The sequence below is a fragment of the Natrinema sp. 1APR25-10V2 genome (genome assembly GCF_031626495.1).
Taxonomy (GTDB): domain Archaea; phylum Halobacteriota; class Halobacteria; order Halobacteriales; family Natrialbaceae; genus Natrinema.
Genome location: NZ_JAMQOJ010000001.1, coordinates 983,817 through 995,892, shown reverse-complemented (window position 1 = coordinate 995,892; position 12,076 = coordinate 983,817). Strand labels below are relative to the sequence as shown.

8 protein-coding genes are annotated in these 12,076 nt (G+C 53.5%); 3 read left to right on the top strand and 5 right to left on the bottom strand.

The window, feature by feature from the left end; translation table 11 throughout:
- The first annotated feature begins 1 nt into the window (after position 1).
- Positions 2-1,951: a DUF1998 domain-containing protein gene (locus NDO75_RS05125; RefSeq protein WP_310905015.1), complete on the top strand. Its 1,950-nt coding sequence runs from the start codon at positions 2-4 to the stop codon at positions 1,949-1,951.
- The gene (locus tag NDO75_RS05120; RefSeq protein ID WP_310905014.1) at positions 1,948-2,835 is read left to right on the top strand and encodes a phosphatidylserine/phosphatidylglycerophosphate/cardiolipin synthase family protein; all 888 of its coding nucleotides are present in this window, start codon (positions 1,948-1,950) and stop codon (positions 2,833-2,835) included. The genes NDO75_RS05125 and NDO75_RS05120 overlap by 4 nt, the downstream gene beginning before the upstream one ends.
- Positions 2,836-3,072: 237 nt before the next feature.
- Here the strand turns inward: NDO75_RS05120 and NDO75_RS05115 are convergent, their stop codons facing one another.
- The 5 genes from NDO75_RS05115 to NDO75_RS05095 all read right to left on the bottom strand — a co-directional run bounded on the left by NDO75_RS05115 (position 3,073) and on the right by NDO75_RS05095 (position 11,162).
- Complete coding sequence (locus NDO75_RS05115) at positions 3,073-5,247, bottom strand: hypothetical protein (RefSeq protein ID WP_310905013.1); 2,175 nt, start codon at positions 5,245-5,247, stop codon at positions 3,073-3,075.
- On the bottom strand, positions 5,237-6,928 hold the full coding sequence (locus tag NDO75_RS05110; protein ID WP_310905012.1) for a hypothetical protein: 1,692 nt from the start codon (positions 6,926-6,928) through the stop codon (positions 5,237-5,239). The genes NDO75_RS05115 and NDO75_RS05110 overlap by 11 nt, the downstream gene beginning before the upstream one ends.
- Before the next feature lie 120 nt (positions 6,929-7,048).
- Entirely contained in the window at positions 7,049-7,966 is a 918-nt protein-coding gene (locus NDO75_RS05105; RefSeq protein WP_310905011.1) for a DNA-processing protein DprA, read from the bottom strand.
- Positions 7,959-8,930 (bottom strand): hypothetical protein, encoded by a 972-nt coding sequence (locus NDO75_RS05100; protein WP_310905010.1) that lies wholly within the window; start codon positions 8,928-8,930, stop codon positions 7,959-7,961. Before NDO75_RS05100 ends, NDO75_RS05105 begins: the two co-directional genes overlap by 8 nt.
- Before the next feature lie 144 nt (positions 8,931-9,074).
- A complete protein-coding gene (locus NDO75_RS05095) occupies positions 9,075-11,162 on the bottom strand; it encodes a HEAT repeat domain-containing protein (RefSeq protein WP_310905009.1) in 2,088 nt (695 codons plus the stop codon).
- A 589-nt stretch (positions 11,163-11,751) separates the two neighbouring features.
- Between NDO75_RS05095 and NDO75_RS27715 the strand changes: the two genes are divergently transcribed.
- Positions 11,752-12,033, top strand: a complete 282-nt coding sequence (locus tag NDO75_RS27715) for a site-specific integrase (protein ID WP_345784886.1) — start codon at positions 11,752-11,754, stop codon at positions 12,031-12,033.
- Positions 12,034-12,076 lie beyond the last annotated feature (43 nt).

The window sequence follows — 12,076 nt, the reverse complement described above, 5'->3', positions numbered from 1 at the left end:
GATGGCAGATTCAGAGATGAAACGCGGTCTGGCGCAGGTGATGTATCGATTCGGTCCCAAGTCGCTGTTTGACTACGGGCGACGGGGACTGTCGATGAAAGTATCCCGTTGGGAGACCGACAAGGTCAGCTCGCTTGACGCGAACTACGTCGCGGAACAGATCGCCACTCACGCATCCAGCTTCCGGAACGACGACGAGGACCCCTGGGTAGACCTCACAGTGGACGACGTAGATTTCCGTCGACCGAACCGCGTCGTCGGATCGCTTTACCCGCTGACCATGTACTGTCAGAACCGGAGTTGCCACCGGGTCGTGAGTAAGAAAGAGCCCAGTCACTTCGTCTACACCAACGGGGAGTGCCCCGAGTGTGGCGGTGAACTCCGTCAACTCGCCTTCGTTCTTGTGCATGACTGCGGGAACATGATGTCGATTAACCCGCAACCCTGCAGCAATCCGGATCACGGATACGACAACATCTACCTCAACAAGCAGAACATCAACGACCCCCTTTCGTGGTACTTCTACTGTGGTGAGTGTGGCGACTTCTGTGGGAACATGTCGAAGCGTTGTACCAAGTGCAACAAGGAACGGGTCTACTTCCGTCCGATAGCGAGCAACTCCGTCTACTACTCCCAAGGCGACGTCCTCGTCAACCTTCCAATCGACCAACGATACAGCGACGACATCGAATACGGGGAGAGCTGGGCCCGTATACTGATGGCCGCCCACCTCGGCGACCTCAACGACGTCGTCGAAGAGGAGGGGAAGACCTATGAAGAACTCGGCCGGATGACGACGGACGAACGCGACGCAAAACGCCGGGAGAAGCAGATAGAGGAGCTGAAGGAGAAAGTGGGCGCAGATCAGGTTGAAAAGATGATCGAGAGTGGTGTGGATCTCGGAGACGTCTTTGACGTCGCGGAGGACACCATAAAGGGTTCGACGCGAGAGGAGGTCGTCGAAGAGAACCGCGAACGTGTTGAGCTCCCCTCTCAGCGAGGCAGCGATAGCGATGTAGATCAGGCGTACTCGACGCTTTCTCACGAACTCTTCACCTACCTTCGCTCAACTCAGGGATACGAAGGGAACATAGACACTACGGATGGAATGGAACGACAACCCACTCCTCTGTCCCTAGACGGTCTCTTGGAGCAGGAAGATTTCCTCGAATCGAACCCGGAGGCAGAGGTATACCCGGAAAAACTCCAGAAAGTGAACATCGCGTCGGCATGGGTCGTGGACAATCTCCCCCTGTTGAACTACACATTCGGGTTCACACGCGACCGCCCTGAACGGTCGCGGACAGATCTACAGCCGTTCCCACACCCCCGGGGTGAGGACAGTACCCCCGTGTACGTTGACCAAACTCCCTCTGAGGCCATCGTCCTCCAAGTAGACCGATCCGCGATCATCGAGTGGCTGGACGAGAAGGGCGCACTGCGTGGTGTTGAGCGCCCCGATACAGACGATGAGAGTGACCTCAAGGAGTGGTTCTTGGAGAACGTGGACACCAACGAACTCCGTGACCACTACTCGCCCATCGAAGACCATCTCACACGTGAAGTATACACGCTCCTCCACTCGATGAGCCACGCGTTGATGCGGAAGGCGAGCGGACAGTGTGGTCTCGACAGTAACAGTATCTCGGAGTACGTGATGCCGAGCGTTCCGGCGATCTTCCTATACGCGAGCAGCACCGAACACTTCTCCCTAGGAGGGATGCACACACTGTTCAAGACGAGGATTCACCCTTGGGTGGACGAGACAATCGCAGATGTCCAGCAGTGCGTCTACGACCCCGTGTGTGAACATGAGGACGGTGCCTGCCACGCGTGCCTTCACATGAGTGAAGTCGCTTGCGAGAGCGCCAACGGGAACCTTGACCGCCGATATCTAGTCGGCGGCGATAGAGGTCGAATACCCGCATTCTGGGAGTCAGAGTACGTGTGACCGACGACCACGATTCGATTTGTACGAACTTCGCGGTGGTCCGCCAGTTCGACGACCTTGACCGTGTCGTCGCTATCCGAGACACCATTTTGGCCCTTGACCACAGCGACGTAACTCGGGCAGACGTAGATCGGGGATTAGAAACACCGCTGACCACCCGAGAAGCGGCTGCCCTCTTCACCTGTCTTCAGAAGAACGGGGCAGCAACTCAATCGGCGACCGACGAACGGGGTTTTGCGGCCTACACTTTCGAGGTTGATCCTCTCGAAGTAGACCGAGTCCTGACCCAGCAAGCCGCGGTGATTGCATCAGACGGTCGTTCCCCCCAGACAGGCCAGGACGAGGTCGTCGAGTTCGTGGCCACACTTCCGGGAGGATTCGAACCGACCTCTGCTCAAGTCCGGTCGATCCCCGGTATCGCCTCTACGATCCGCAACCAGGTGTTTGACGCCGATTCGTCGATACGGATTGCCAATCCGTACTTCGATCCATCACTCGAACTCGTGTCCGACCTTGCGAGTCTCCCTCGACGTGGTGTCGAGACACAACTACTGACTCGAGAAACTGCGGACAAGGAAGGTGATACACGAACGACGCTCAACAAGATGTGGGACTTGATCGACGAGGACCACCGCGACAACTTTGAGGTGAGAGACCTCTACCGATGGGACGAGAAACAGGGATCTCAGGCGTTTGCGACCCACGCGAAGATCGTGATCGTTGACGATAGGGTCTGCTACGTCGGAAGCGCGAACCTGACCGATACGAGTCTCTCGACTAACTTTGAGTTTGGCGTTATCGTCCAAGGTGACAACGTTGAGGAGGCCGCGAAGGTGTTTGACGAAGTGTTTGAGTACTCGTACCCAGTTGATCTGCCGATATAGTCGGTGATTCTGCTCGTGTTGAGGTTTTACCGGCTATCTATCTTTGATTTCATCTGCCTTGTTGAAACCCTAGGTATGTGATGTGTTTCAGTAGACGCGCTGAATACACAGCGCGAATGACGTACGAAATCCAACCCGATTTGCTAAAGAGGTGATCGCCCAGTACAGAGGAACAGTCTACGGAAGAGCGTCCAAACACCACAGTATCACAGAATTCAGAGTCTATTTCGAATGGCTTCATTTCTCACTGAGAAACTGCTTACAGAACGCTTGCACTCGTTTCGGGGATGGTGGTCGGTCTTTGATTCCGTCGTATTCTTCTAAACAATCGGCTAATGATTCAGTATCAGGGATGGGATCAGATCGGGACACGGCACAGGTTTGTAGCGTTGAGCGGATCGTCCGCTGGAACACTTTATATACGGTAGCGTCAGCTCCATCTGTTCGATTGGTTCTGACGAGAAGATCGTTGACATGGTAGGCGATGATTGCGACGTGTTCAAGTAGGTGCCGGTCGCGCTCAACGTCTTGGATTTCGGTTACGCCGCGAGTCCGTGTGAGAAATTGTGAAAGCTTGTCCATGCCGAGTCGGATATATCGAAGGTGGAGGCTGGCGTCCGGGTCGCGTTCGGTCCACCAGAGGGTGAGCTTAGCTCCGCCGATGAATAGATTGAGGATCTGGTCAAACTTGTTGGCCCACGTGTCGTCGCCTTTTGGCTCGGCTACTTTTGTTTCCAGCCGATTATGAAACGCGTCTACTTTTTCTTCAAGCAGATCGCTGAATTCCGGGAGGTTTCGGTCGTCCATCCCGGAACCCCCCGGATCGTCGTCTCCTCCATTAGTCCCAGTACCGCCGGGAATTGACGGGTTGATATCGTCTGATCCGATGTCTAAGTCGTCGAGGAAGTGGTATATGACGTCCAACCCTTCCATACGGTTAAGGAGGTTGACTAGTCCAGAGCGACCGTGTGAGTCTTTGATTTGTTTGATTTCGCTGGTTCGGGGTTGAGCCATAAGCGTGTGACTGGCGATCCAGCGGCGATCTGTGCGGAGGGTTTCGTCATCGGTGTGAACGGTGATCCAGACCTGTGTTGCGCTGTCATGGAATGCAACGATCCGCTCATCACTCACGTGGATGGTCCCGTCTTCGACGTGCTTTACAGTGACATCTAAGTCTAGTGTCTCGTCGTTACGTGGGTGGCACAGATGAACCGTGATAGTCACTATCTCATCGGAGAGAGTGTCGATGGTGAGTACGAGGTCACCGTCTGTCTGGAGAGTTGCTCCTGTAAGGGAGAGGGTTGCTTCGGTGTCGGTGTCGGTCGGATCGTACGTTCGGTGAGTGACTGACCCGGGGGTGATTGGGGAGCGCTGAAGGAGACTGGTGTCGAGGAGGTATTCAAAGTACCCGGGGATTGGTTCGTGCCGGAGCACTGCGAGTTCGATGTTCCCGGCTGCAGCCGAGTTTGCTAGTGCCGGAGTCGTCAGGTTCGGACTGCCGTATAACGTCCAGACGTCATCGGTCCCGCGGAAGACAAAGAGTTTCGCGTGGAGGTATCGGTTTGTATCGTCACCGGCGGTGACTGCATTGACTGTCACGTCCGTGTCGGCGGGGACTGTTGTGGTGAGTGCGTCGGCGTCAAAGCCTTGGACGCGGTCCGGTTGGATGTTTAGTGTGAGCTGGTCGGGAGTGGCGCGACAGAGGTCAGTTAGGACTTGTGTGTCTGTGCCGCTGAAAAACGGGGAGATGACTTCGATGTCGTGGATGTCTTCTTGGGGGATCTGGTCGAAGACTTGATCCAGGAGTGGCCGCTGTAGGTTGTGGAGTAGTTGCAGGGAGTCGCTGGCGCTTGAGGCCGTTGTGTGTGACAGCCAGGGTGCATCGCGTAGGGCTTCCGTGACTGCAGTTCTGGTTTTTTCGCTTGGGACCCGGTCAGTCGTCATAATCCCGTGGATGAATTCGACAAGTTGTGTGAACGCGGCATTGACTGGGTCGTCAGCTGTAGGCGTCGCGTCACTATCTTCGCTCGTAGCGGCCTCGTCTGCGGTGTAGGTGAGGGTAGTTGCGAGTTCGGCGTTTCGTTGCCACCCGGCGGCGGTAAGGTTCCCGCTTCCGAGGAGGCAGAGGCCGCGTCGATGACCAAGAAGTAAAACAAATTTGGGGTGGAAGGCACCTGGACACCGAACGTGATCGAGATAATACTGGGTGCCGGCGTGGGTGAGTGTGTCCGTCGTTCGGTATTCGTTGGTGTCAGTGAGGACGACCGTGTGGTTCACTCCGAGGGTTTGGATACTGGGGAGGACGTCGTTTTCAAAGAACTCGCCGTCGAGTTGGTAGGTGCCGAGGATTGCACTGGAGTATTCGTCCGCTTGTCGGATCGTTTCCAAGGGGTTCAGTGTGTTACGGGGCATCGGTGGTCTCCGTATGGTCGCGTTCAAAGACATCTCGACCAGTAGGTGTCAGCGCCACTGTGTCTGAGTCTGGATCGGGGTTGAGGAGCGCGAGATCGCGTAAAATGCTGACTGCGCTGTTGAACCGTGCTGACCAGTGCCTGGCTGTGTGGTCTTTTATTTTTTCCCACCCGGTGTCTTGTCGTTGGAACCACCCGCGGAACTGCGTTGAGGTACCGTGTTCTTTCTGCTGCCGGACTTCCTCGGCACGCATGATTACGTAGTTCTGGATGAACCAGGTCATGAACTCTGCTACGGTGCGGTCCTCCGCAAGGTGTGTTCGTACGTCGTCGTACAACCGAACAGGGGTTAGATCAGTCTCTGTATGAGACCGAAGCCACTGCCAGCCTTCCACGGTTTCGCCGGTTGCCTGTGCAAAGCGGAGGATGATGCTCAGGATCAACCCTGGCCAGGCGGCATGGACATCTTCCCAAGCACGGGTTTCGAGTGCCTGCTGGAGACGGGAGTCGAACGCGTGTTCTCTCCGAGGGTGTTGCATTGGAGGAACAGTACCGGGTGTGTCGCCGGTGAGTACCGATGCGTCGGTATCTGGCCAGAGGGCTGTCAGGATGGTTTCAAGTGAGGTGTCGCGTGTCACATCTTGGTCTAGGATGGTGCTGATCTGGTCGTACACCGCGTTGGCGGTGACGTGATCTTTGAACTGGTCGATTGTCGCGTCCGTCTGTGGTTGGGCGTCGAGAAACGCAAGCCAACTTTCTAAAACAGCCTCGGCAGCATACCCGAAGTAATCGTGGGCTCGCAGGGCTTGCCATCGCGCAGCCTGTGAAGCGAGGTGAGAAGGGACCGTAATTGCTTGGAGGCCGTCAGGGGTGTCGACAGTGCCGTAATAGTAGGCATTAACGAATGCTGTTGATGTAAATGCCGCCGCGTCGTCAACGTGGTCGGCAAGGTTGAGAAGTAACTGTAGACTCTGGGCACAGAACTTATCTCGGGGCCATTCGGGATCGATGGTCTGTGGGATATAGATGTCTCGCAACGGGGATCGGTCCGGTGCGTCTGGTGTACAGACGCTACATAGACAGAGCTTCGGGGCAATCCTGCGGAGCGTCTCCCTCGAAATTGAGTCTTGTGTGAGTATCTCCCGGATGTCGAGTGAGTCCATGAGGTCGTCGTAGATTTCGGCTAACTCCTCTCCACGCTTGGTGACTGTTCTATACGGATCACCCTCGTCTGCTGCGGTGAGCCCCATGGTTTGCATCGGGCCGGTGTAGGCCTGTCCGTAACTCCCTGCGCGATCCCGGATGAATCGGAAATCCAGTTGTATCGGGTCGCTGTCCGAATCAAGCACCGTCGTGCCGGTGCTGATCCCGACGATATTGGTGTGATTCCGGGGCTTATCTTCACTGGACTGGCGGTGCTGGACTGATGCTAGCATTAACACGCGTTCACGCCGGTAAATCTCCTCAAAAAACTCAGCCCTCGTTTCGGGATCCTCGCGTTGTTCGGTATCCCAGACTGCCCACGTGTGATGTGCGATGTAACGAGCGCGTGGGGTTATCGTGGTGATACCGGGTAGCAGATCTCCGAGGAGTCGGTTTGTGACCCGTGTCATTGCTAGGGGATCCTGTGCAATATCAGACTCCTCGACTTTCTCCGTCCAAAACGGGTCACCGGGCTGCATCCGCCGACCGTTTCATCTCAACCACAATAATGGTGACGCTCATCCCAATACCATTATCTTTCACGGCGCTACAAACATTATATGAAACTGGTAGGAGTCCTAGCAGTCAGTTCGCAGTCTCTACCAATCGTCCAATGAACTCTGACCCTCCGTTGAGTTCCTTTTCTGAAGAATAGTCTTTGCAGTCCCAGCCATTGTAACGTTATCAGCATCCTGCATTTTGGCCAGGCCGTCGTTTGGTTCAGCGCTTATTTCCTTAGCGGGAACGAACACCTCTCTACCCTGATCGGATGCAGTTTCGAATTGTGCCATTGAACCCCCATCATCACTCGCAGCTGCGATTACAATTGCATTCCCAAGAGCAGAATTTGTCTTGTTGCGATAAAGGAAACCACCCCGGGCTGGTTTTTGGTCAGGGAACCTATGTGATATCACTAATCCATTTTCCTCAATCTGTTTGAATAAGTCCTCGTGAGCCTTCGGATATGGATTGTCATGGCCGCTTGGAGAAGCAATAATTGTATTCCCCCCGGCGTCAAGCGCTGCTCGATGAGCGGTTACATCCACGCCAAACGCTCCCCCACTCACAATACAATACCCCTCGTCAACGAGAGAAGTGGAGACATCTTTTGTCCACTCCAATGCTTCGTCATTAGCATCTCGGGAGCCAGCAAACGACATCATGGGACTATTGAGAAGGTCCTCGTTTCCTCTAAGGAAGAGTTTTAATGGGGAATGATGCTCCCGTAACCGGTCAGGATACTGGTCGTCGAGTGGAGTCACCAACGATATACCGGACTCACGCGCATCTTTGATCCGCTTAACGTACTGGTGGATTTTGTCATCTAAGTTTTGGAGTCCCTCGTACGTACTCTCGTTCACATAATGAAGATCTGTGAACGTATTGATCGACGATTCATAGACAGCATCGATTCCACCAGCGATTTCAACGAGTTTGAGTGCTCTCTTGTCACCAATACCCGATAGTTCAGTTAGTGCAAGAAGCTTTGCTCGGTCCGCATCCGTGAGATTACTCATTGGAGATCACACTTCCGACCGAATGAGTATCCGCAGTGAGTATTTTGACCATTTGACCGTACCTATTCTTGGTGGCACCTAAACAGGTTGCTATCACGGTCTCGGCTCCTGCAGCAGTGAGCTCATTCTTCCCAATAGTGACCGACGCTCCTGATGTGATGATATCGTCGAGCAAAAGCACGATTTGACCGCTTAGATTACCATCAACATCAATACTATCGTATTGATTCTCCCACCGCTCTTTACGTCCTTGGTCCTTCTGTGATGGACGGGGTTCAGTTCGTCTTAGTAACTGTTGATACTCGACGGCATACTCCGATTCAAGGTGGTTAGCTAAGGCCACCAACCCGTCAGAGATATCGCCGTCATGCCCTGGATAGACAGTAATGATATCAGGGTCTATTTCGCCTTCGAAGCGACTCTCAAAGAATCCAGATAGTTGCTTAGCAAAAAAGTCCTTCTCGTCGAGGTTATCCTCTTTACAGTACTCTAACACCTTCTTTGAGAACTTGTGATTTTCCCAAGAATCGCTATCGTATCTACCCATTGCAAAGACATCACAGGAATCAAGATCAGTGAACTGTTCCGGTACGTCTGTCTGAAAATAGATCTGTGCAGAGGGTTCTGTGGATGGCTGCCGACTTGCTTGACTGATTGATGGTTTCTTTTCCTTCTCTTTGCTGTCTTTGGAGAAACCGGTGGATGTATCTGGAGAAGTAGTTTCTATCTCCACAATTTCTGGCTCGGCACTGAACTCTGGTTTCTCATGTTTGGAGATAGCACCGTTCGAAAGTTTTTTTCTGGTTTCTGTAGGTGATTTTTCTTGAACTGGCTGCTTCTCGCTATTGTTTCTAGAGCCCCGAGTACTATTGATCGTTTCTCCAGTACATTCATTACACTGTCTGTAGCTAGTTTCCATAAATTCAGGTAAGTGACGTTGGCATTCCTTACACTTGAAAACCATATCAGATGACAATTAGGACAGAGACTCAACAAGTTTTCGGCCATTGTAAATCAAGGTATGGGGGTGCGTATTGGTGATTCCTGAGGGGGCTTTTCTATCGCTGTGGCTACCCTACCATTCCTTGTCAGCGACCAAAAGAGATAGTCAGGAAATTCGCTCAAGCGCCCACGCTGCTTGGTCCCGAACTCGTTCATTAGGATCGTCTTTGAGCAGCTGTAACTGGTCAATTGAAACCGGCACGTCGGCGTTGCCGATCAAGGTACAAGCGTTCGCTCGTACAGTGGGATTTGAATCGCTGAGCGCTGCGGTCAACTGTTCGTGTTCATCACGGACTGCTTCAGGGTTAGCCTCGCCGGAACGAACTAACGTGATTGAGGCGTGTACTCTGGTTTCTTCGTCTTCAGCAGTAAGAGACTCTGCCAGCTCTGGAGCAAGGTCGATGACGGTGTCGGGGTTCGTCTGCGCAATGTCACCCAGGAGACCAGCAGCATTCGCACGAACCAACGCATCGTCGCTCGAAAGCAATTCACCAAGTGAAACAGATATATCTCCGGTTGCGTCAGGGTAGCCCTGTGCAATTTTCCCGAGCGAGGAGAGTGCATTTGTCCGTAGATTTTCGTCGGACTTCTCGATACTCTCAACCAAGATCTCGACTGCCGGGAGGAGTTCTTCGGGATATGTGTCGGCGATGTTAGAGAGCGAATATAGCAGCCAACGGCGAGTCTCCAGGGTCGTTGAATCGGCTGCCGACGCCATCGCTGGCACCGCATCCAGCACCCGTGCCGGAGCCACCTCAGCTACAATTCCGAGACACTCTGCCATCTCCTCTGCTTGTTCCTGATCGGTCAGAAGATCTAATTGAGCGAGGAGTTCACCCTCCAATTCGTCGGCAACCGTCTGGCGGACGTCTTCCCGTTCCCCGAAGACTGAAGCGATGAATTGCAGTGCTGTGACGGCCTCAATTTGGTCATTCTGAACAGCTTCGAGAACAACCTCCACATCCCTGAGTGGGATTTGCTCTGCGTTCTCATCCGCAACCGACACCAACTCTTCAATTGCGGAAGTCCAGATCTGGTCGGATAGCTGTTCGAGTGAAATCGGGTGAAGTTCACGCAGCGCCGGAAGACGAATGGTGATCGGGCTATTCCCGACAATTGGTTGGAACCGAAATACAGGCGGCCCTTTGAGCGGTTTTGCTGATGGCCGTCTAATCTCCTCGTGGTAGCCAACCACACGCTGTTCTTCGTTATCGTCACGGTATGCAATTTCATATAGGTACCCCTCATCCAGGATGGTTCCGACCGTTGTTTCGGAATCAAAGCCTCCGGTCATCGATTCCTTAGACAGCCACATCCCGGAATCGTTGGTCGGCTCCCGGATATCTGCAAGCGAACGTAACCCGGGAGCAACGACATCCGCCCACCACTGTTGCTGGAATTTATATTCGAAACCCTTTGCTCTGGCCTGCGCCCCGTTTATCCCAAGCGGGTAATTTTTCTCAGGCACCAGCGCTTCTAAGATATCATCACGTGACGCACCACCGTGTTCAATAATATGTCGTCGTGTAGCCGCAACAGCGAGTACACAGTCCTGGCGCGATGCTTTAGGGGAAAAACCAACGTCTTCCAAAGCAAGCAGATCGCCATCGACTACGAGCCGGCTCCTTCGCAAGTCCCGGCTGAGTTGGTCATGCAGTCCGTCTTGGTCAAATTCATCTGCGTGCTGCGAGAGTGTGGTCTGGCTGCCATTTCCAGTCCGGAACTCAGTGTTTCCTAATCGAAAGCCTCCTGGGATTACCTCAATTGGGATCTCCTCCCTCCAGGCGGTAATCATCGCCTCTTGTATTGTAATAGATTCCCCGCTGTCAGCAACCAGTTCTTTGTCTGGATTGAGGCCGTTATGCGCCGGATCATAGAGAAGCGCGTCGGCCCCAACGATATCATAGATCCCACGATCCTTCGCAAGGGCGTTCCAGCGCCCCTCTATCGTTCTCTCGTCTTGTTCGTTCAGCAGCGCAATCAGATCTTGGATTAGTTCCGAGACGAACTCCTCGCTGAGTAAGCCCGCTTCCTCCAGCGCCTTGATATCGGGGCTGGCTGCCAGTTTCCGAACTTGATTCGTTATCTGCAGGGCCCGGTCCTGATCTACTCCGTACTCCCGGTGCATTTTCTTCACCATTGAACCGGCCCAATCACTCGCCCCCATAGAAGGAGCAAGCAGCCCAAGAACCATCATATTGGCGCTATTTCATCACTGCTTATGTTTCAATTAACGAAGTTTGACCAATGTAGGCTGAAGAAAATCTGGTACCATGTTGGACTTACCCTCTATATTTAGCACCGCCAAACAATCTCAGTTTTGAATAGTTTCTCTGGGAACCGCGCACACTTCCGACTGTAATGACACAGCATCATTCTGAGTCATCAATATGGGCGAAGCGACATTAACGAGTGTTAACGACTCGACATTCTCACGAAGATGTACTGACCGACCGAGAGTTCGAGTTGCTACTCGAAGCCTGTTCGGAGTTACCCAGTCCCGTGATTTCCAAGCGCGGTTCATTTGTCTGGTAGCAGGTCGGCTCGGATTGTGAGTAGGGGAGATTTCCCACCTCAATACCGAGTGGTTCGACTGGGATCGGAAGCTTCTCCAAATTCCACAGCACGAGCCGTGTTCTTGTGGGTACTGTCGTCGCCAAGCAGTTCAAGAAGCAAACCACTGTGACGACCTCACAGAGGCTGAAGCAGAAGAGGCCCGGTGGCATCCAAAGACAGTCTCCTCCGCACGGGCGATCCCCTTCGACCTGTCGTTACGTCTCGAATTGTGTATCGAACGATTCGCCAATCGCTACGATTCGTGCCCACATTCGCGCTCAACGATCAATAGGCGGGTGAACGAAGCAGTCGAGTCTACTGATCTTCGAGGACGTGTCTACCCACACTGTTTACGAGCAACCGCTGCAAGCTATCACGCCTATCAGGGAGTTGCGCCAGTCCCGCTTCAAGCATTGATGGGATGGAGCGATCTTGCTACTGCCCAGAAATACATCCGAATTTCCGGCACAGCGACCGCAGATGCACTTCGGCAAGCGCATCATCGCTAACTAACAGGCTACTTACTACTCTTGCAACCTCTGCTGAACTCAC